At 57.3% G+C, this 19,960-nt stretch carries 17 protein-coding genes; 12 read left to right on the top strand and 5 right to left on the bottom strand.

The annotated features are described in order from the left end of the window. The first annotated feature begins 6 nt into the window (after positions 1–6). The 5 genes from H4J77_RS01330 (at position 7) to gcvP (ending at position 7,442) form a co-directional block, all read left to right on the top strand. Entirely contained in the window at positions 7–1,008 is a 1,002-nt protein-coding gene (locus H4J77_RS01330) for an extracellular solute-binding protein (RefSeq protein WP_123888379.1), read from the top strand. Positions 1,009–1,195: 187 nt separating this feature from the next. Further along, entirely contained in the window at positions 1,196–2,824 is a 1,629-nt protein-coding gene (locus H4J77_RS01325) for an iron ABC transporter permease (protein ID WP_310734909.1), read from the top strand. Positions 2,825–2,964: 140 nt separating this feature from the next. Further along, on the top strand, positions 2,965–4,050 hold the full coding sequence (gcvT, locus tag H4J77_RS01320) for a glycine cleavage system aminomethyltransferase GcvT (RefSeq protein ID WP_182246706.1): 1,086 nt from the start codon (positions 2,965–2,967) through the stop codon (positions 4,048–4,050). 29 nt (positions 4,051–4,079) lie between these two features. Next, on the top strand, positions 4,080–4,460 hold the full coding sequence (gcvH, locus tag H4J77_RS01315; protein ID WP_123888381.1) for a glycine cleavage system protein GcvH: 381 nt from the start codon (positions 4,080–4,082) through the stop codon (positions 4,458–4,460). A gap of 96 nt (positions 4,461–4,556) precedes the next feature. Next, on the top strand, positions 4,557–7,442 hold the full coding sequence (gene gcvP, locus H4J77_RS01310; protein ID WP_182246704.1) for an aminomethyl-transferring glycine dehydrogenase: 2,886 nt from the start codon (positions 4,557–4,559) through the stop codon (positions 7,440–7,442). On the opposite strand, the gene creC is transcribed toward gcvP, so the two are convergent. From creC to H4J77_RS01290, 4 genes are read right to left on the bottom strand one after another with little or no spacing between them, the layout of a single operon-like run. After that, positions 7,439–8,917, bottom strand: a complete 1,479-nt coding sequence (creC, locus tag H4J77_RS01305; RefSeq protein ID WP_182246702.1) for a two-component system sensor histidine kinase CreC — start codon at positions 8,915–8,917, stop codon at positions 7,439–7,441. The two genes, gcvP and creC, sit on opposite strands and share 4 nt — an antisense overlap. Then, positions 8,914–9,609, bottom strand: a complete 696-nt coding sequence (gene creB / locus H4J77_RS01300; RefSeq protein ID WP_182246869.1) for a two-component system response regulator CreB — start codon at positions 9,607–9,609, stop codon at positions 8,914–8,916. Before creB ends, creC begins: the two co-directional genes overlap by 4 nt. A 59-nt stretch (positions 9,610–9,668) precedes the next feature. Next, complete coding sequence (locus H4J77_RS01295; RefSeq protein ID WP_182246700.1) at positions 9,669–10,232, bottom strand: class GN sortase; 564 nt, start codon at positions 10,230–10,232, stop codon at positions 9,669–9,671. Then, the gene (locus H4J77_RS01290; RefSeq protein WP_182246698.1) at positions 10,225–12,201 is read right to left on the bottom strand and encodes a marine proteobacterial sortase target protein; all 1,977 of its coding nucleotides are present in this window, start codon (positions 12,199–12,201) and stop codon (positions 10,225–10,227) included. The genes H4J77_RS01295 and H4J77_RS01290 overlap by 8 nt, the downstream gene beginning before the upstream one ends. A 313-nt stretch (positions 12,202–12,514) precedes the next feature. On the opposite strand from H4J77_RS01290, the gene mgtE reads away from it, so the two are divergent. Beyond that, on the top strand, positions 12,515–14,143 hold the full coding sequence (mgtE, locus tag H4J77_RS01285; RefSeq protein ID WP_123888386.1) for a magnesium transporter: 1,629 nt from the start codon (positions 12,515–12,517) through the stop codon (positions 14,141–14,143). 11 nt (positions 14,144–14,154) lie between these two features. Here the strand turns inward: mgtE and H4J77_RS01280 are convergent, their stop codons facing one another. Further along, positions 14,155–14,565: a PH domain-containing protein gene (locus H4J77_RS01280; protein ID WP_123888387.1), complete on the bottom strand. Its 411-nt coding sequence runs from the start codon at positions 14,563–14,565 to the stop codon at positions 14,155–14,157. Positions 14,566–14,838: 273 nt separating this feature from the next. Between H4J77_RS01280 and H4J77_RS01275 the strand changes: the two genes are divergently transcribed. From H4J77_RS01275 to H4J77_RS01250, 6 genes are all read left to right on the top strand, one after another. Further along, positions 14,839–15,330: a MarR family transcriptional regulator gene (locus H4J77_RS01275; RefSeq protein ID WP_123888388.1), complete on the top strand. Its 492-nt coding sequence runs from the start codon at positions 14,839–14,841 to the stop codon at positions 15,328–15,330. Then, a complete protein-coding gene (locus H4J77_RS01270) occupies positions 15,327–16,391 on the top strand; it encodes an HlyD family secretion protein (RefSeq protein ID WP_123888389.1) in 1,065 nt (354 codons plus the stop codon). The genes H4J77_RS01275 and H4J77_RS01270 overlap by 4 nt, the downstream gene beginning before the upstream one ends. Before the next feature lie 8 nt (positions 16,392–16,399). Next, positions 16,400–17,437 carry a DUF2955 domain-containing protein gene (locus tag H4J77_RS01265; RefSeq protein WP_123888390.1) on the top strand — a complete coding sequence of 346 codons (1,038 nt, stop codon included), beginning with the start codon at positions 16,400–16,402 and terminating at the stop codon, positions 17,435–17,437. Between the two features lie 246 nt (positions 17,438–17,683). Beyond that, the gene (locus tag H4J77_RS01260; RefSeq protein WP_123888391.1) at positions 17,684–18,385 is read left to right on the top strand and encodes an SDR family NAD(P)-dependent oxidoreductase; all 702 of its coding nucleotides are present in this window, start codon (positions 17,684–17,686) and stop codon (positions 18,383–18,385) included. A gap of 26 nt (positions 18,386–18,411) precedes the next feature. Continuing rightward, positions 18,412–18,729, top strand: coding sequence for a DUF6482 family protein (locus H4J77_RS01255; protein ID WP_182246696.1), 318 nt, complete (start codon positions 18,412–18,414; stop codon positions 18,727–18,729). A gap of 301 nt (positions 18,730–19,030) precedes the next feature. After that, complete coding sequence (locus H4J77_RS01250) at positions 19,031–19,786, top strand: ABC transporter substrate-binding protein (protein ID WP_123888394.1); 756 nt, start codon at positions 19,031–19,033, stop codon at positions 19,784–19,786. The last annotated feature ends 174 nt before the right edge of the window (positions 19,787–19,960 follow it).

Raw genomic sequence — 19,960 nt, 5'->3', positions numbered from 1 at the left:
GTTTCCATGTCAGTGATTCGCAATGCAGCCGTCATCGGGCTCGCGCTGAGCACACTGGGCAACCTGGCCCAAGCCAAGGAGCTGGTTGTCTATTCCTCCCGTCAAGATCACCTGATCAAGCCGGTGTTCGATCTGTACACCGAAAAGACCGGCACCAATATCCAGTTTATTACTGACAGCGAAGCGCCGCTGCTGGCGCGACTGAAGGCAGAGGGCGCCAACACGCCGGCAGACCTGCTGATTACGGTTGATGCTGGCAACCTCTGGCAGGCAGAGCAACAGGGGGTGCTGCGTGAGGTTAAATCCGACGTAATTGAAGCCAATATCCCCGCTCAGTATCGTTCGGCCAACGGCTACTGGACCGGTCTTTCGCTGCGTGCGCGTACCATTGCCTACTCAACCGAACGAGTTGATCCCGAGACGTTGAGTACCTATGAGGCGCTGGCTGACAGTGAGTGGCAGGGTCGCTTGTGCCTGCGTACCGCGAAAAAGGTGTACAACCAGTCTCTAACCGGCACGATGATCGAGACCCTGGGGGCGGAGCGGACTTCCGAGGTGTTGCAGGGTTGGGTCAATAACCTGGCGACTCCAGTATTCCCGGATGATACGGCGTTGCTGCAGTCCATCGCAGCCGGTCAGTGCGACGTGGGTATCGTCAATAGCTACTATTTCGGGCGCCTTGAAGTGGCCAATCCCGACTTGCCGGTCAAGCTGTTCTGGCCGAATCAGGATGACCGTGGTGTGCACGTCAATATCTCTGGTGCTGGTGTGACGCATTACGCCAAGCACCGCAAGGGCGCGATCGAGTTCCTTGAGTGGCTTACCACCGAGGAAGCGCAACGGGTTTTTGCTGATGTGAATCAGGAGTTTCCGGCGAATGAGTCGGTCGCACCCTCTGCCGAAGTGGCGTCCTGGGGCGACTTCAAGGCTGACAACGTCAATGTTGAGGTTGCTGGTCGTCGTCAGGCGGAAGCCATCATGATGATGGATCGCGTTGGCTGGCATTGATCCTGGCGCAGCTCTGAGCGCTATTTGTCGATATACTGCACGCCCGGTCGCTAGACCGGGCGTTGTTGTATCTGGGTGGGCAGCCGGTTGAAAGACTAGTTGTCTGGCCAATGCTGTGTTTGAACTGGCCCTTGTCTTGGCTGCTTCGCCTTTATTTTTCAACAGCCTGCTGGCAGGAGTTGTTGTAGTGCGCCCTTCCATTGCCGATAAACGCCGTTGGCGTCTGGTTGCCTATGCTGCCGCTGTGTTGGTGCTTTTGCCGCTCGTGGTGCTGGTGCTCAGCTGGAATAGCCTGGATGTAGATATCTGGACGCATCTGCTACAAACGCAGATGGGGCGACTGCTGAGTAATACGTTAATACTCATTATCGGTGTCGCTACCGGGGTGGTGATGTTAGGCGTGAGTCTGGCCTGGTTGACCAGTCTCTGCGAGTTTCCTGGCCGCCGTTGGTTCGATTGGGCACTGATGCTGCCCTTTGCTATTCCTGCTTATGTGCTCGCTTTTGTGATGATCGGTCTGCTGGATTTTGCTGGTCCTTTGCAAACTCTGCTGCGAGATTGGTTGGGTAACGACTTTCGTATGTGGTCGATTCGCTCTACCGGCGGCGTGATTCTGGTGCTGGTACTGGTTTTTTATCCCTACGTTTACATGCTGGCGCGCGGGGCGTTTCTGGCTCAGGGTCGCGGCTTGATGGATGCGGCGCGGGTGCTGGGGCATACCCCGTGGCAAGCCTTCTGGCGTGTAGCCTTGCCCATGGCGCGTCCGGCCATCGGCGCTGGTGCTGCCTTGGCGGTGATGGAGACGCTGGCAGATTTTGGGGCTGTCTCGGTATTCAACTACGACACCTTTACTACCGCGATCTACAAGACCTGGTATGGCTTTTTCAGCTTGCAGACGGCGACGCAGCTGGCCAGTTTGTTGCTGTTATTTGTGTTGCTCGCGCTTTACGCCGAGCGCCGCGCGCAAGGCAGCAAGCGCTTCCCCGGCGCTGAGCGCCCCCGCCAGGGCGCGCTTTACCGGCTGCAAGGTGTACGTGGCTGGCTGGCCTTCGGCTTTTGTCTGCTGGTGCTGGCTATTGCCTTCATCATTCCGGTAATGCAGTTGCTGTATTGGCTGGTCAGCAGCGGCAAGAGTGACTTCGATAGCCGGTACTGGACGCTTATCCGCAACACGCTGCTGCTGGGCGCGATTGCTGCTCTGGTGACAGTGACGGTTGCTTTGCTGCTGGTGCTGGCGCGCAGATTGCAGCCGCTACGCCGGGTACGCTCTGCTGTCGCGTTGGCTAACCTGGGCTATGCGCTGCCGGGATCGGTGCTGGCCGTCGGTATAATGTTTGCTTTCAGCTTTGCCGATAATCAACTGATTATTCCACTGCGGCAGTGGTGGGGCGCCGAGGATCCTGCGCCATTGCTTCTCGGCAGTCTTTTCGCCCTGTTACTGGCGTACCTGATACGTTTCATGGCGGTTGCCAGTGGTCCGCTCGACTCCTCGCTGGCGCGGATCAGGCCGGCGCTGCCTGAGGCTGCGCATAGTCTCGGGCATAACGGCATCAGCGTGCTGTGGCGTATTTATCTGCCTTTGCTGCTGCCCGGTATTTTCAGTGCTGCGCTGCTGGTTTTTGTCGATGTGCTGAAAGAAATGCCTGCTACGCTGTTGATGCGTCCCTTTGGTTGGGACACGCTGGCTGTGCGTATCCACAGCCTGACCGCAGAAGGTGATTGGGCGCGTGCCGCGTTGCCGGCTTTGAGCCTGGTGTTGGCGGGGCTGATACCGGTAATTGTGCTGATTCGGCGTTCGGCAGGGCGTCCGGGTTAGGCCCGGTTTCAGCTGGCATTGCCGACGCAGCGCTGGTTTAAACCATCTGCGTATCGGACCTTCGGTTGAAGTGCTGCAAAGTGATGCGGTTTGCGGCTACAATCCGGGCTTTGAAATCCTACAGAATGAAGGACTGCTGCATGGCCTCGCGGACTCCCCTGTACGAACAGCATCTTGCCGCTGGCGCCAAAATCGTCGATTTTGGTGGCTGGGACATGCCTCTCAACTACGGTTCCCAGCTGGAAGAGCACCATCAAGTGCGACGTGACGTCGGTATGTTCGATGTGTCGCACATGACAGTGGTCGACGTGACCGGCACCGAAGCGCAGAACTACCTGCAGTTTTTGCTGGCCAACGATGTTGCCCGTCTCAAGTACTCTGGCAAGGCGCTGTATAGCGGCATGCTGAACGAGCAGGGCGGCGTGATTGATGATTTGATCGTCTATCTGACCGTGAATGGCTATCGTGTAGTGGTCAATGCCGCGACGCGTGATAAGGACCTGGAGTGGATGAATCGCCAGGCTGAGTCCTTTGCCGTAACGCTGACTGAACGCCCCGACTTGGCGATGATCGCCGTGCAGGGGCCTCGCGCTATCGAGGTTGCCAAGCAAGTGGTAACCGACGCCCGTGCAGCACTTATTGTCGATCTCAAACCCTTTCAGGGCCTGCCTGACGGCGATTGGTTCATCGGCCGGACCGGTTATACCGGCGAGGATGGTCTGGAAATCATGCTGCCCGGTACCGAAGCTGCGGCGTTCTGGGATGCGCTGCTGGCTGCTGGCTGCAAGCCCTGTGGCCTGGGCGCACGCGACACGCTGCGACTGGAGGCCGGGATGAATTTGTACGGCTCGGATATGGACGAAAATATCTCGCCATTGGCCGCCAATATGGCCTGGACCATTGCCTGGGAGCCCGCTGACCGCGAGTTTATCGGTCGCGCGGCGCTGACCGAGCAGAAAGAAGCCGGCGATCAACCCAAGCTGGTTGGGCTGGTCCTGTCCGAGCGTGCGGTCTTGCGTGGTCACCAGAAAGTTATTGTCGAGGGGGTGGGTGAAGGTGAGATCACCAGCGGCACCTTCTCGCCAACGCTTGGCTACTCGATCGCTCTGGCCCGAGTGCCGCGCGGTACAGGCAGCACGGCCAAAGTCGAGATTCGTGGCAAGTTACTCGATGTACGAGTGGTCAAGCCCAGCTTCGTGCGCAAAGGCCAGGCCGTTGTTGAATAAGATTACGTTTCAATTTTGAGGACCTATCAATGAGCAATATTCCCGCTGAATTGCGTTACGCCTCCAGCCACGAATGGACCCGTCTTGAGTCTGACGGCACTGTCACCGTGGGCATTACCGACCATGCCCAGGACTTGCTGGGTGACGTGGTTTTTGTCGAATGTCCCGATGTGGGCCGCCAGGTCAGTGCCGGTGAAGAGTGTGCAGTGGTTGAGTCAGTCAAGGCTGCATCCGACATCTACGCACCTATCAGCGGTGAAGTCATTGCGGTCAACGAAGCGCTGACCGATTCCCCCGAGCTGGTCAACAGCGAGCCATACGGTGCGGCATGGTTCTTCAAGATCAAGCCCAGCGACGTTAGCGAGCTGGACAAACTGCTGGATGCTGACGCCTATGGCGCTGCCATCTGATCTGCGGTCTGTCCTGTTGCAGTAAAAGCCCTGAGTCGCCTCAGGGCTTTTTGCTTTCCTTCTTTTGCTTCATTTGTCTTTTGCAGGTAACCACTCATGAGTAACGCGTTCAGCCTCACTGATCTGGAACAGACCGACGACTTCATCCGCCGACATATCGGCCCCGATGCCGCCGAGCAGCAAGCCATGCTCGACGCCCTCGGCGCCAACTCGCTGGAGGATCTGGTTGGTCAGACCGTGCCGCAGAGTATTCTGCGTAATGAGCTGCTGGGGCTGGGCGCGCCGCGTAGCGAAGCCGAAGTGCTGAGCTACCTGAAGCAGGTCGCCGCGCGCAATCAGGTGTTTACCTCCTGTATCGGTATGGGCTACCACGGCACCCTGACGCCGACGGTGATTCTGCGCAATGTGCTGGAGAATCCGGGCTGGTATACCGCCTACACACCTTACCAACCGGAGATTGCCCAGGGCCGCCTGGAGTCCTTGTTGAACTTCCAGCAGCTGACTATCGATCTGACCGGTATGGAGCTGGCCAGTGCCTCGCTGCTGGATGAGGCTACTGCCGCAGCGGAGGCCATGGCGTTGGCCAAGCGGGTGGCCAAGAGCAAGAGCAACCTGTTCTTTGTCGATGAGGACTGCCATCCACAGACGATTTCAGTCGTACTCACTCGTGCCGAAGCTTTTGGCTTTGACGTGGTGGTGGATGATGTGTCGACGCTGGGCGAGCATGAGGTGTTCGGTGCCTTGTTCCAGTACCCGACTACCTGGGGTGAGATTCGCGATCTCAAGCCACTGATCGAGCAGGTTCAGGCGCAAAAGGGTCTGGCGTGTGTGTCCGCTGACCTATTAGCGCTGGTGAAATTGACCTCGCCGGGTGAGCTGGGCGCCGATGTGGTCTTTGGTTCTGCCCAGCGTTTCGGTGTGCCTATGGGCTACGGCGGACCGCACGCGGCCTTCTTTGCAACGCGCGATGCCTACAAACGCGCTATGCCTGGCCGCATTATTGGCGTGTCGGTCGACGCCCGTGGCAACCGCGCACTGCGTATGGCGCTGCAGACCCGCGAGCAGCATATTCGCCGCGAGAAGGCCAACTCCAACATCTGTACCGCTCAGGTTCTATTGGCCAACATAGCCAGCTTTTACGCGGTCTATCATGGTCCGCAGGGCCTCAAGGTCATTGCCGACCGGGTACATCGCCTGACTGCCATTCTGGCTGCAGGCCTGCAGGCGGCGGGTGTCACTCTGCGTAATCAGAGCTTCTTCGACACCCTGACCCTGAATGTGCCGGGTAAGGCTGGCGAGATTGTCGGACGCGCACGCGCCGCGCGTGTAAACCTGCGTATGATCGACGGTGATGCGGTGGGTGTCAGCCTGGATGAAACCACTACCCGTGCTACGGTTGAAACGCTGCTGGCCGTAATTGTCGGTGAGGCGCATGGGCAGAATTTGTCCGCGCTGGATGCACAAATTATCGGCACTGAGCCGGGCATCCCCGCCGGGTTGCGCCGTACTTCCGATTTTCTGACCCATCCAGTGTTCAACAGCTACCACTCGGAAACCGAGATGCTGCGTTACATCAAGTCGCTGGAGAACAAGGACCTGGCGCTTAACCATTCGATGATCCCGCTCGGCTCCTGCACCATGAAGCTGAACGCAACGACTGAGATGATTCCCATCACCTGGCCAGAATTCGGTCAGCTGCATCCCTTTGTTCCTCTGGCGCAAGCCGAGGGCTACAAGCAGATGATTGACGAGCTGGAAGCCATGTTGCGCGGCATCACCGGGTTTGATGCTATCTGCATGCAGCCCAACTCGGGCGCGCAGGGTGAGTACGCCGGTCTGCTGGCGATCCGCAAGTTTCATGAAGCCAATGGCGATGCGCATCGCGATGTCTGCCTGATCCCTACCTCGGCGCACGGCACCAACCCAGCCTCAGCGATGATGGCCAGCATGCGCGTGGTACTGGTCGCCTGTGATGATCAGGGCAACGTAGACGTAGCCGATCTGCGGCAGAAGGCTGAAGACAACGCCGAGAAGCTGTCCTGCCTGATGATCACCTATCCGTCTACCCATGGGGTGTACGAAGAAGGTATTCGCGAAATTTGCGAGATTATTCACCAACACGGCGGCCAGGTTTACATGGATGGCGCCAACCTGAATGCGCAGGTAGGTCTGACCCGACCAGCCGATATTGGCGCCGACGTGTCGCACATGAACCTGCACAAGACCTTCTGTATTCCGCACGGTGGTGGTGGCCCCGGCATGGGCCCGATTGGCGTCAAAGCGCATCTGGCGCCCTTTGTTGCCAATCACCCGGTGGTGCCGCTGGATGGCCCGAATCCGCAGAACGGTGCAGTTAGCGCTGCGCCCTGGGGTAGTGCCAGCATCCTGCCGATCAGTTGGACCTATATCGCACTGATGGGCGCTATCGGTCTGCGCCAGGCCACCGCCGTGGCCATTCTCAATGCCAATTATCTGGCCAAGCGCCTGGGTGATGCTTATCCGGTGCTCTACAGCGGCCGCAATGGCCGCGTCGCGCACGAGTGCATCATCGACATTCGCCCGCTCAAGGCGGCGTCCGGTATTACCGAGGAAGACGTGGCCAAGCGGCTAATGGACTTTGGCTTCCACGCACCGACTATGTCGTTCCCGGTGGCGGGTACGCTGATGATCGAGCCGACCGAAAGCGAATCCAAAGCGGAGCTGGATCGTTTTGTTGATGCGATGCTGACCATCCGTGCCGAAATCCGCAAGGTCGAGCAGGGCGAGTGGACGGCAGAGGACAACCCGCTGCACAACGCGCCGCATACCCTCGCGGATATCACTGGTGACTGGCAGCGCGCTTATAGCCGTGAAGAGGCTGTGTTCCCGCAGGCGTGGGTTGCCGCCAACAAGTTCTGGCCGAGTGTGAACCGTATCGATAACGTCTACGGCGACCGCAACCTGTTCTGCGCCTGCCCGCCGATCGAGTCCTACGAGGACTAAGCGCGCGTGCGCCCGGTGGTCGAGGCGTTGCCTTCGATTGCCGGGCGCTGGCCGCGAGCCATGGTCAGTACGGCCTCGACGCCGATATTGCAGTTGTGCAGTTCAATGTGACCATGATGTAGCTTGGCAACTTCACTGACAAAGCTCAGCCCGAGCCCGGTGCTCTTGCGCTGACTGTCCGGGCGCGGCAAGGAATAGAAACGCTCGAATACCCTATCCAGCGCGTACTCCGGTACTGACGGTCCTTGATTGCCGATACGTAGCAGCAGGTTCGCGTCCTGTTCCTCAATGCTGACCGTTACCTCGCCCTCTGGCGGGCTGAACTCGATGGCGTTGTCCAGTAGATTGCTGATCGCCTGCTCAATCAGGAAGGCGTCGCCCTGCAGTTGGCTGGCTGCTGCGCAGGTCAGCGATAGACGGACGAATTTCTTTTGCGCCAGCGGACCCTTGGCTTCCAGCTCCTTGCCTGCAATTTCAGCCAGGTCGATGATTTCGGGGTGTTCCAGATGTTTTAGTTTCTCCACGCTGGCGAGTGACAGCAGGCGGTCGATAAGACGCTGCAGGCGTTCTGACTCGTTGTCGATATTGGCCAGGAAGCGGCTGCGCATGGGTGCGGGCACATCGTCTTCCTGCAGTAGCTCGGCGGCACCGCGAATGGCGGACAGCGGCGACTTCATCTCGTGTGTCAGCGTGTGCACGTATTGCTCGACATAGGCCTTACCATCAATTTCCTGACGCATGGCTTCGGTCGCGCTGGCCAATCGGGCCAGCTCGCGGTCCGCCAGCTTCGGTGGGCTGACCCGTTCGCCGTTGCGCGCCCGCTCGACATAATCAACCAACTGCCGCACCGAGCGCGTAAGCCAATAGGCCATGCCCGCACCCAGCAACAGTGCGCCCAGCAGAATAATGCCGCCACGCTGCCAAAAATAGCCGTGTGCCAGGGTGATGAAGGGGTGCAGGCTGGCGTTTGGCTTGCCCAGGGTGAGCACACCAGCCAATTCATCGCCCTGATACACCGGTGCTGCGACATACATGAAGCTGGTTGTTTCATCCTCTGGATCATTGCGCGTCGTGCGCGCGCCGTATTCACCACGCAGAGTCATGGATACGTCGCGCCATTTTGAGTAGTCCGCGCCGATCTGGCTTGCGTCTGTGTGGAAGAGGACCTTGCCTTGGGTGTCTGTCAGGTACAACACTAGCTCGTTTTGGGTTTTGTGGCGTGACCAGATCTGGGCGTCCAGAGGCCTTGCCAGGTACCGTTTGACCGCGTTACTGAATGGGCTGTCGCTGGTAAAGCCGTCGTTCCAGTGCAGCTCAGCTATACCTGCGAGCAGGTTGGCGCTATCGACCATGACCTCCTCGCTGGCCTGACGCACCGAGGAAGGAACCTGATTAAGGATGCTGCTGAGAAACAGCACCGTGGCCAGCCCGGCAATCAGAAACCAGGCGACCAGTAACCGGGTACTCAGGGTCACGCGTGGTCACCGGGTGGTCGCACCTTGATGCTGTAGCCCACCCCGCGGTGAGTGATGATGGGATCGTGACCTGGCAATATGCGTTTCAGCTTGGTGCGAATCCCCTTTATATGGGTATCGACTACGCGGTCCAGGCTGGCAGCGGGGTCATCCCAGGCGGCGTCCATTAATTGATCGCGGCTGCGTACGTGCTCAGGATGCTGCAGCAGGGTGCTGAGTATCAGGTACTCATAGCGGGTCAGGTCCAGCCACTCTTGCTGATAACGTATGCGTCGCCGTGCCGAATCGTCGACAAACAGCGACGCGGTTTCAGTGTTGGCTGGTTCCGGGCGCGCCCGCCGCAGGATGGCGCGCACCCGGGCCGATATCTCGCGCGGACTAAAGGGCTTTACCACGTAGTCGTCGGCACCGATTTCCAGGCCGACAATACGATCTACTTCTTCCTTGCGCGCGGTCAGAAACATGATGGGCACTGATGAGAATTGGCGAATCCTGCGGCATAGTTCAAAGCCGCTCTCGTCCGGCAGGCCGACATCCAGTATCACGAGATCTACGGGATTGTTCTGTAGCCACTGCATGCCATCACCTGCCAGTGCGCACCATTGGGTGGCGAAGCCTTCGGTACCCAGCGCATAGAGCAGCGCATCGGCAATTGCCGGCTCGTCTTCAATTATCAGTATGTTGTCAGCCATGACCTGTTCGCATTCACCATCGAGCGCTGATTGTGGCTGCTCAGGCACCGGCAGCGCAATCATAGGTATGGTTCAAGTGAGGCGCTGACCACATAACGCATCGGCCCGCCGCTATTAAGCGAGGCAAACGGATAACAGGTGACCAGGCGCAATTCAGCGCGCCTGTGCTGTAGCTCAATACGTTCCTCGCGACTGTCGACCACGCGCTGGCTGTCGATACGGTATTGATACTCCTCGCCGTTGGCAGCTTGTATGCGCAGCCGGTCACCGGTTTTCAGGCGCTGCATAAAGGCGAAATGACTATCCTGGTGGCCAGCTAACAGCAAGGTGCCGATATCGCCGGGACCCACCCCGTTGTCGAGTTTGCCAGGACCAAAAGCCAGTGCCTGCCCGCTGACGCCGGACAGCACATAGCTGATGCTGCCATCGGGCGCGGTTAGTTTGGCCACTGGCCAGGTATCGGCCCAGGACCAGGGACGTACCGGCTCGCCACTACTGAGTTGCTGCTCCCAGGCCTGTGCAATCAGCCACTGGGCCACTATGGCTTTGCCCTGCAGCCAGGTGCCTTGCCCAGCAAAGCCGAGGGCACCCAGCAAGAGAGCTACCGCGATCAATTTACGCATGACGTGGCCGTTGCCAATACAGCATAGCCAGTCCAGCCATCAGCAGCATCGCTGCCAGCAGCCAGATCTGCAGCAGACCGAGCGAGGTTTGCGGGTAGGCCTGGTGGTCCATCGGGTTGAGGTTGGGTATCTGCTGGCTGTTCAGCGGCTCCTGCGCTTGACGTACCGGTGTTTTATCGACCGCCACGAAGCTGGTGTAACGGCTTGGCAGTTGATGGCGCAAGGCGACCTCAAGTACCGCTTCACGGATGATGGGTTCTGGCTCACCTTGGGTTATACGATCCATGAGTGACTCTATTTTGCTGCGCGCCCAGAGTGTGGATACGCCCTTGTGCTGTTGTGCCTGTGGCACATCTAATTCTTGCTGCCAGGGCTCGGGCTGGTTGCCGTAGAGGGTGATGCTGCGCGGCAAGCGGTTGAGTTTCATAGCGACCACCAGCGGTTGGTCAGCGTAGAGGTCGGGCAGTTTTTCCGGCCAGATTTCAGCGCTGACGCCTTCATCCATTGCAATGCGCAGGTTGGTCAGCACCGGTGCTTCCAGCTTGCTGAACAGTTGGTTCATCGCCGCGCTGACGCCTTGCCCATCACTGACCGAGGTAAATTGGCCGCGGCCAATATCCGCCGCTTTGCGCAGCAGGTAATTGTTGGGCGCAGCGCCGATACCCACGGTGAACAGCCGTGAAGTGTCCAAGCGGCGGTTGATCAGCGTCAGGACTTCCTGCTCATTACTGACCGAGCCATCGGTAATGAAAATGAGCTGGCGCAGATACCCCTGCTCGCCTTGTTGGCCCAGCGCGTTGGCGATCACAGGCAGCATTTCGGTACCGCCGCTGGCCTCCAGTTGCGCCACCCATTCAGTAGCGGTATCGCGATTTGCCTTGCTGGCCTGGCGGGGCTCCTGGAATAGCTCGCTGTAATCGCTATTGAATTCCAGTACGTTAAAGCGATCTTCCGGCTCCAGGCGCTGGATAGCGTATAGCAGGCTTTCTCTGGCCTGACGCATGCGTGAACCCTGCATGGAGCCGGAGGTGTCGATGATCAGTATTACCTCGCGTGGCTGTCGCTGGCTGATCGCCTCGCGCGCAGCGGGGGAGAGCATCAGCATGGCGTACTGCTCGCCGTCGACTGTTTCGGTAAATATCGATGCCTGATTCCCCGCGTCAGTGGGTAGTTGCCACTCGAGAATAAAATCGCGCTCCATGATTACGGTATTGTTAGCCAGCTCCACTTGATAACCACGGCCGTCGTAGTTGGCAGTAAGTGGATGGCTGGGGCTGTGAATCTGTTGCAGTTCCATGCCTCCATCCAGATAAATATTCAGTCGTGCCTGATGCGAAGGTGCGTCGGTCCATTGCTGCTGCACAATGCGGCCTTCCACCGCCGGTGCGGGTGCTTCGCCAAACTCCAGCGGTTGCGCCGCGGTGTAGCGCGGTGTCATGGTCAGCGGTAGGCGCAGGCTGAACTGGTTGGCGTCGGGGATGAGTAGTTCGGTGTATTCCAGTGTGACGCTGATAGTCTCGCCTGTGGCAATGTTGGCAACCGAGGTGCTGAACAGGTTGGGGCGTCGTTGCTCGGTCAGACCGGTCTGCTGACCATTGGCCTTGGCCTTTTCATAAATGGCTTTGGCCTCGGCTTTCTCATGAATTTCACCGACGATATGGCGCTCGCCGATATCCAGCGTCATCGCATGTACAGCGGCGTTTTCGCTCATCGGCAGCACATATTCGCCCTCGCTGAAACGCTCGCCTGGGTTGGTGAAACGTTGGCGTATGCGCACTTCGGCAACGGGGCCATTGATCTGCACGTCAATGTCAGTGTTGAGTAGCAGAGCGGCCTGCCATTCTGATTCAGCGCCGTTGCGCATTAAGAGCAGTCCGGTCTGTGGTTGGTCCGGATCGGCTTCATTGGCCAAGGCCTGCTGGCCAAACAGACTGCTTATGATGAGTAGCCATCCAATCATGCGTTTCATGCTGAGTCTCCCTGGTTGATTAACGAGTGCCAGTATCGAGAGCTTCTTTGTGAGCATGATGTGGTTTGTGTGTGGTCAGCTATTTTCTGCTTCTGGCGATCTGCGAAGCCAGCCGAGAGCAGTCAGAGGCGTGACTGTGTTCTGGTGCAGAGCGTCTGCCAAGAGTACATTAGAACCTGTCTGCAACAGCACCTGCCACCAGACGGCTTTGGCCGTCACCACCTTATTTGAGCGCAGGCTTTCACTGCGTTGGATGTTGTGCGGGGCCTTGACTGTCCGTTGTCCTATTCAGCCACAGGAGTAGTACCCGCCCATGAGTGAAAACGGTAGCCGCGCCATTCATACTGAACTTGATGCCATTGCCGAAGCTCTGTCCAAGGGCAAGCGCAAGCGTGTGCGTAAAATGCTGCGGACCATGCATCCGGGCAAAGTGGCCAGCGTTCTGGAAGCACTCGATCCAGAGCAGCGGCAAGCTGTCTGGCAGCAGGTGGATGACAACACAGAAGAGCAGGTCTTGCGCCATCTGGATGCGCTGATGGCTGCGGCCTTGCTGCGCGACCCGCTGGATGATGCGTTATCCGACGAGCTGGATGAGGATGACGAACACGGTGCGACGACTCAGATTGCCCGTGTGCGTGACGCGTTGGAAGCGGGCAAGTTCAAGCGGGTGGGCAAGGCGTTTCGGCAAATGCACCCGGCCAAGGCTGCGGGTCTGTTGGAAGCACTGCCGCCGGAAGAGCGGACCAGCGTGTGGGATATGCTGGACGCCGAGCGTGCGGGCAAGATTCTGGTGCATTTGCACGATGAGGTACGTGCTCGGCTGGCGCTGGAAATGGAAGAGGAGGAGCTGGCAGCCGCTGCGCAGAATCTGGATCTGGATGACCTGGTCGACCTGATTCAGGACCTGCCGTCAAATACCGGCCGCGAATTGCTGCAGACCATGGACGTGCGTAAGCGTCAGCAGCTGCTCTCGATGCTGTCCTACCCGGAGGACTCCGCTGGCGGCTTGATGAATACTGACCATCTGTCGGTGCGAGCAGACGTGCGGGTTGGCTCGGTGCTGCGCTATTTGCGCTTGCTGGAAGACCTGCCTGATCATACCGACAAGGTGATGGTGGTTGATCGTAAAAACCGCTATCAGGGCGTTCTGCGCCTCAGTCGCTTGCTCACCAGTTTGCCTGAGGCTCATGTCGGCGATGTGATGGATGCAGAATTCAAAGCGCTTGATGTAACCCTGTCCAGTAGTGAAGTCGCTCGTCGCTTTGAAGATCTCGACATTCTTTCTGCCGGCGTTGTGGATGAGAATAATATTCTGCTCGGGCGTATCACGGTGGATGACGTGATGGACATCATTCGCGAAGACTCAGAGCGCGCGATGATGAACATGGCGGGTCTTAATGATGAGGCGGATATGTTTGCCCCGGTACTGACCAGCGCGCGTCGCCGGGCTGTCTGGCTAGGGATCAATCTGGTAACCGCGTTTCTTGCCGCCTGGGTTATCGGTCTATTTCAGGGCACTTTGGAGCAGATTGTGGCGCTGGCGGTGCTGATGCCGATTGTTGCCAGTATGGGCGGGATTGCTGGCAGTCAGACTCTGACACTGGTGATTCGCGGATTGGCGCTTGGGCAGGTAGAAGGTGGTAACGCGCGCCTGCTGCTGGCCAAGGAGTTGGGGATTGGATTTCTCAATGGCCTGTTGTGGGCAGGCGTAGTTGCTGCACTAGCGATTCTCTGGTTTGGTAGTTGGCAGATCGGCGCCATCATCGGCGCCGCCATTCTGCTCAACCTGCTGTGTGCGGCCTTTGCTGGTCTGCTTATTCCGCTCTTGCTGCGCCGTCTGGGCATTGATCCGGCACTGGCAGGCAGTGTGATACTGACCACAGTAACCGACGTGATTGGCTTTCTTGCCTTCCTGGGGCTTGCGACCGTCTTTTTGCTCTAACGCTTGGCTGCTCAAGCGATCGGGTTGCTGATGCTCTCGATCTCTCGTTTGACCGCCATTGGCTCATCAATGTTCTTGAAGGTCACATCGCTGATGCCGCGGCCGGTGAGCTTGACTGTGCCATAACCGAACATGCGGCCCCAGACACTCTGCTCGATCTCCACGGTTTCGATCGAGGTCAGTTTCATTTCCTCTGTCTGCCGGCTGATGATGCCCTTCTTGAGAATAACCCGCTTGTTAGTCACGCCCTGCTCAATCGAGCGCAGGCGAAAGTACTCGTAGATCGCGACCAACCAGGTAATACCCAAGGTCGGAATGCCCAGCACAATCCAGCAGTACATGGGCACTTTGGCGAACCAGTGCAGTTGAAAGACCTTGTGGACTACTTCACCGGTGGACAGCGATTCTTCGATATAAGACATGATTCACTCATTAAGGATGATGGCGCGAAGAGACAGACTTCTATCTTTCGCGTGTTAACGGAACTCTAACCAAAAGCATGGTGTGACGACAGCGGTGTCATCTGTTTTTCTCTGGCGCTTTAGCCGAGCTGATGCGTCGGCAGCATTGTTTCTGATGGGATACGCAGTGTTTCCGTAATGCCTATTAACTTAGCTTGCTAAATAAATGCACGAAGTTAGACTATTAATTAGCAAGCTAACTAGTTTTTCCGCCAGGCATACCCGGAGATATTGATGACCACGCCCGCTGCCCCCGATCTGTTTCTGTATCAGACCCTCAAACCGTCCATGGGTTCTGCCTTGGGGCGTGTACATCGCCTATGGCGTAACGCAATCAACCAGGCGGTGGGCGATTTGGGAATGACCGAGGCGCGCTGGGCGGTGATGATGCACCTGGATAAAGTAGGTGAGGGCTGTACGCAACAGGCGCTGGCGACCGAGCTGGCAATAGAGATGCCTTCACTGACACGCACACTGAATCAGCTGCAGCAGCAAAAGCTGATTGAGCGACGTAGCCACGCCACTGATCGGCGAGTGCATTGTTTGTGGTTTACCGCACAGGGACGTCAGCGGGTGCAGACGTTGGAAGAGCACATTGCAAAGGTCCGTGAGGAAATCTATCACGGACTATCGCACCAGCAGCTTGACGCTTTTGCCAGCGTGTTACTGAGCATGGAAGGTAATGTGCGGACCCTGCTCGATAAACATACGGAGGAGGGCGCATGACACCCGATCAGGTTTTTGCGCGCTGGGTGCGCGCTGCGCTCATCGTCTTTGCGGTGGTCTTTATTTACTTTCTTGCCGCTGATTTGTGGATGCCCCTGACCCCGCAGTCGCGGGTCATGCATCCCGTTATTCGCGTTGCACCGCAGGTCAGCGGCCAGATCGTCGAGGTGCGGGTCACGGATAATCAGCACGTTCGCGCCGGTGATCTGCTATTCAGCATCGATTCACGTCCCTATGAGCTGGCGGTCAATCAGGCTAGGTTGGCGCTGGAGGCGGCCGAGCGTGATAACTCTGGATACGACGCATCCCTGGCTGCAGCGGAAGGCGAGGTTCGTTCGGCGCAGGTTCAGGTCAATGAGTTGTCGCGTGAACACAAGCGTCTGGCAACATTGTTGAGCAGCGGCAATGTCGCGCAGCAGCTATATGATCAGACCCAGGCCAAGTATCACGCGGCGCAGTCGAGTCTTGCCAGTGCCAAGGCGCGCGCAGAGCAATTGCGCGTGCAACGCGGCATGACTGATGATGACAATCTGCGTTTGCGCCAGGCGCGCAACGACCTGGAACGCGCCGAGCTGAATCTGAGTTATACCGAGGTACGTGCCGAAGAAAACGGCGTGGTCTCCAACTTGCAGATCAAGCCAGGCACCTATGCGGCAGTAGGTAATTCGCTAGCCGCACTGGTCAGTGATGAGGCTGATGTCATCGCCGACTTCCGTGAAAAATCCCTGGTTCACATGGATGAGGGTGAAGACGCAGCGATTGTATTTGATGCCTTGCCCGGCAAGGTGTTTGCGGCTCAGGTAACGGCGGTCGATGCAGGTACCTCACAGGGCCAGCTCTTGCCTGATGGCAGCCTTGCGGCGCCCGAGACCTCTGATCGCTGGGTGCGGGATGCGCAGCGCCAGCGTATTCATTTGATCCTGCAAGACGAGCATGACTTGCTGGCGCAGTTACCCTCAGGTTCACGGGCTACCGTGCAGTTGTACCCCGTTGGTGGCCTGGCCAGATTATTCGGTGGCCTGCAGATCCGTCTGGTCAGCCTCATGCATTACATATACTGAGGCTTGCCATGCGACCCATACTACTGACCAGCAAGCGACAGCTCGAACCCAACGATGTACGCCAGTGCCTGCGTATCGCGTTTGGCGGAGTGCTGGGTTTTATTATTTGCAAACTGGCTGGCTGGAACTATGGCGCTTTTTTTGTGGTGCAGCCCATTCTCTTGTTGGGCATGGTTCCGACACTGAATTCCCACGTCATGCGTCAGTTTGTGGGCAATATGCTGGTGGTCAGCTTTTCGGTATTGATCATTCAGGGCATGTTTGGTGATAAGCCAGTGCCTATGACGATCATGGTGATGGCCATGTTTGCGCTGCTGTTTCGTGAGATGAGTCGCGGGCCTAACTTTCTGTTTGGTGCCATGTCGATAGTCAACATGTCCATGCAGCTGCACTTTGCCAGTTACCCGACTGCAGATATCGGCGACATCGTGGCTTCCAATATCGTTTCGGTACTGACAACGCTGTTCATTGCCATGCTGATGCACGTACTGTTTGCCGACGTTGAGCCGCGTCAGCCACGCCAGATGCCAAGCAAACCGCTGACCAACCAGCGTCATGAGGTGATACTCGCAACGACAGTGGCAACATTGTCGTTTGTCGTATTTCAGGTTTTTAACCTGCAGAGCGGCTTGTCTGCTCAGGTTGCCAGTATTCTGGTGCTCTTTCCGTTGAACTGGAGAGGAGCTGGTCCGGCAGGCTGGAACCGCGCACTTGGCACGCTGGTTGGTTGCAACGTGGGGCTGGTTGTACAGCTTGTACTGATGGATCACTTTGATGTGCTGCCATTTATCGCCGCAGGGCTATGGATCTGCCTCATGCTGTTTGCCCGGATACATCTTCTGGAAGGTGGCTCTGGTGCCGGTTTCGCCGCGCTAACCACCATGGCCATCCTGTTTGGCCAGTACCTGTCGCCACGCCAGGACCTCTTCTATAGCGATCTTTATCGCTTCTTCTCGTTATCTATCGCGGTGACGTTGTCACTGACTGCGGTCTACCTTATGCATCTGCTGCTCAACCGCTTTGCTGCTACTCGTTTTCAGATCTAGAGCTAACAGGGCGTTAGGTGAGCAGGTTGTTCGCTTTGTGTATAAGTTGTGTATAGATTGTTTGCGCGTATGGCGTTAAGTTATGCAGGCAGCGGCTGCCAAGCGTAATGGTCAGTCGCCTGCCGTTGTGTATAGTTTGCTTTGTACAATTATTTTGCTGCTTTTATTAGCGGAACTGAACGCAGTGAATGGCTAAGAAATGAACAGGTTTAAAATGCTGAACTTAACGCTGTCAGGGCTACGCTGATGCTGCGTATGCACTCTCTGGGAGACAATTACCGCGTATTGGTGATTGGCGGTAGCGGTGCGCTCGGACAGGCGTTTTGTGCTGCTCTGCGGAGCGATTCGGCCTGTGCGCAGGTAACCGAGTTAGGCCGAAACACGACGCCGCGGCTTGATCTGGAAGACCCGGTCAGTATTGCTGAATCAGCCGACACTTTGGCGCAGCAGGGCCCGTTTCAGTTAATCCTGCTGGCCACCGGTATTTTGCATGGTCCAGCGGTGCAGCCGGAGAAGTCGTTGGCTGCGATAGAGGCGGAGGCTCTGCGGCGCGTTTTCCAGATCAATACCTTGGGCCCGGCGCTGGTGTTGCGGCATTTTTTGCCCTTGTTGTCTGCTGACGGTGCCATGGCTGTGTTATCGGCCAAGGTCGGCAGTATCGGCGATAATCGATTGGGTGGGTGGTATGCCTATCGTTCGTCGAAAGCGGCGCTGAATATGCTGATCAAGACGGCAGCTATCGAGCTGAGGCGTCAGTGGCCCAAGGCGCGCCTGCTCAGTCTGCATCCGGGAACCGTGGTTTCCCCCTTATCGCAACCCTTTCGCGGTGCTGCCAATGCTCGGCCAGCGGCTCAGGCCGCGGCCGAGCTGCTGGCGGTGGTTGATGAAAGCACTGCGCACGACAGTGGTGGTTTCCTTTCCTACAACGGCGATCGACTGCCTTGGTGATGAAAGGCGCTACACAGGAGGTCTTTATGACCCTGCAGGACATGATAAAGCTGGCTACCGAAGGCAAGATTTGTGAGCTGGAGTTGTTGTCACTGGAAGGTGGCTTTTATATTTTGCGTGCGCAGCTACAGGAGACATGCTGCACCTTGCTGGATAACAAGGGGCAAACCATGCAGCTGCGCTCGACTACGCATCTGCGAGATCTGTTGAGTGACCTTCCGGCATCCGCGCCGCCACTGTCTTGCGTGTTGGTGCAGCACGTTGTACATGATGAAATGTGTGGTGCCCGTGAAGGCCCCATTGAGCCGCTACGTATGCCCTTTTCGCTGACCTCTAGCTGGTAACTTGAGTTGCACCTGGCGGCGCTCTGAACTGCTTGAGCCCGTATCAAGGTTCTCTTTATGCCCTGCTCCCCATTATCAGGTCGCTAAAGATATCAACCGCCAGGATGCGTGCACTTCATAGAGTTCACTGTGATTCATCGGTCGCCTGCTGCGCGCAATCTGCTTGCGCACTCCACGTCGTTGCAGGCTCTGCCCTCTCTGTCGCGGTACTTCGAGCGTTATCTTGAGCAAGGGCTATACTGAATAGTGGCACTTTAGCCAGATCCTATGCATTCACCGTTCAGCCTATCAGGCAGAATACTTGAAATATTCAACCGTTATTTCAACGCTGGCCTTTCTGCTGCTAAGTACGTCTCTTAGGGCAGAGCAATATCAGATCGTGACCGAAGAATGGGCTCCTTATAATTATGAGGAGAACAATCAAATTACCGGTATGACGACTGAAATAGTGCGCGCCATCATGGCCGTTACCGGTGATAACTTCGACCTGGTGCTCCTACCGAGCATGCGAGGCAGTCGCACCTTGAGCGTGCGACCCAAAACGATCTTTTATTCGATGTTTCGCACGCAGGAGCGTGAAGCCCTCTACAAGTGGGTCGGCCCCATAGTGGAAGAGTCTATTTATCCCTATCAGCTTGCCTTTGCTCAAGAGCCGGTCAATACCTTGCAGCAGTTACTTAGCGCTCCGCGGATCACGACGCGTCATGCTGGCCTGATGCCGGATTTATTGCGGTCGCTGGGATTCACCAATCTCGATACAAGCGCTACACACAATCGTCAGCTTTACCGGATGCTGCTGGCTGGGCGCACCGGGATTATTGTCGGCGATACAGCTGCAGGGGTGGCTCACTACAGCCGCAAATTGAGTATAGCGCCTGGCACATTGCGGCAGATACCTATCGAAATCTATCGCTCATCGCTTTATATCGCCTTTAGCCTGGACTCTGAGGGTGAGGTGGTCGCCGCATGGGCTAGCGCTTTGGAGCAATTGCGTCAGTCGGGTGAGGTGGAACGCATAAAGCGTCGTTATGAGATGGTGTCATCACCAGCACCTTAAGCGACTCCCTATCAGTCTGCGGCCCTGGAGAGGGTTAGCGCCGATTTAGCTGCTGCCATTCTTCCAAAGCGAGTAATACGGCGAGCAATAGCAACAAGTCAGGTGTTCTGGTTACTCTTGCAAGCGTGGTATCTGACGCTTATGCAGAAGGTAGTCGGAGTGCTCCACTATGGG

The organism is Pseudomonas sp. 5Ae-yellow (assembly GCF_014077575.1).
Taxonomy (GTDB): domain Bacteria; phylum Pseudomonadota; class Gammaproteobacteria; order Pseudomonadales; family Pseudomonadaceae; genus Halopseudomonas; species Halopseudomonas neustonica.
This window is presented reverse-complemented; position numbering and strand designations above follow the sequence as displayed.

What these genes read in the sequence shown, in the direction of transcription:
- mgtE (WP_123888386.1), top strand. Translation starts at nt 12,515, where the DNA reads ATGAGTGAAAACGGTAGCCGCGCCATTCATACTGAACTTGATGCCATT.
- creB (WP_182246869.1), bottom strand. Translation starts at nt 9,609, where the DNA reads ATGGCTGACAACATACTGATAATTGAAGACGAGCCGGCAATTGCCGAT.
- H4J77_RS01275 (WP_123888388.1), top strand. Translation starts at nt 14,839, where the DNA reads ATGACCACGCCCGCTGCCCCCGATCTGTTTCTGTATCAGACCCTCAAA.
- H4J77_RS01295 (WP_182246700.1), bottom strand. Translation starts at nt 10,232, where the DNA reads ATGCGTAAATTGATCGCGGTAGCTCTCTTGCTGGGTGCCCTCGGCTTT.
- H4J77_RS01280 (WP_123888387.1), bottom strand. Translation starts at nt 14,565, where the DNA reads ATGTCTTATATCGAAGAATCGCTGTCCACCGGTGAAGTAGTCCACAAG.
- H4J77_RS01270 (WP_123888389.1), top strand. Translation starts at nt 15,327, where the DNA reads ATGACACCCGATCAGGTTTTTGCGCGCTGGGTGCGCGCTGCGCTCATC.
- H4J77_RS01330 (WP_123888379.1), top strand. Translation starts at nt 7, where the DNA reads ATGTCAGTGATTCGCAATGCAGCCGTCATCGGGCTCGCGCTGAGCACA.
- gcvP (WP_182246704.1), top strand. Translation starts at nt 4,557, where the DNA reads ATGAGTAACGCGTTCAGCCTCACTGATCTGGAACAGACCGACGACTTC.
- H4J77_RS01255 (WP_182246696.1), top strand. Translation starts at nt 18,412, where the DNA reads ATGACCCTGCAGGACATGATAAAGCTGGCTACCGAAGGCAAGATTTGT.
- gcvH (WP_123888381.1), top strand. Translation starts at nt 4,080, where the DNA reads ATGAGCAATATTCCCGCTGAATTGCGTTACGCCTCCAGCCACGAATGG.
- gcvT (WP_182246706.1), top strand. Translation starts at nt 2,965, where the DNA reads ATGGCCTCGCGGACTCCCCTGTACGAACAGCATCTTGCCGCTGGCGCC.
- H4J77_RS01260 (WP_123888391.1), top strand. Translation starts at nt 17,684, where the DNA reads ATGCTGCGTATGCACTCTCTGGGAGACAATTACCGCGTATTGGTGATT.
- H4J77_RS01290 (WP_182246698.1), bottom strand. Translation starts at nt 12,201, where the DNA reads ATGAAACGCATGATTGGATGGCTACTCATCATAAGCAGTCTGTTTGGC.
- H4J77_RS01265 (WP_123888390.1), top strand. Translation starts at nt 16,400, where the DNA reads ATGCGACCCATACTACTGACCAGCAAGCGACAGCTCGAACCCAACGAT.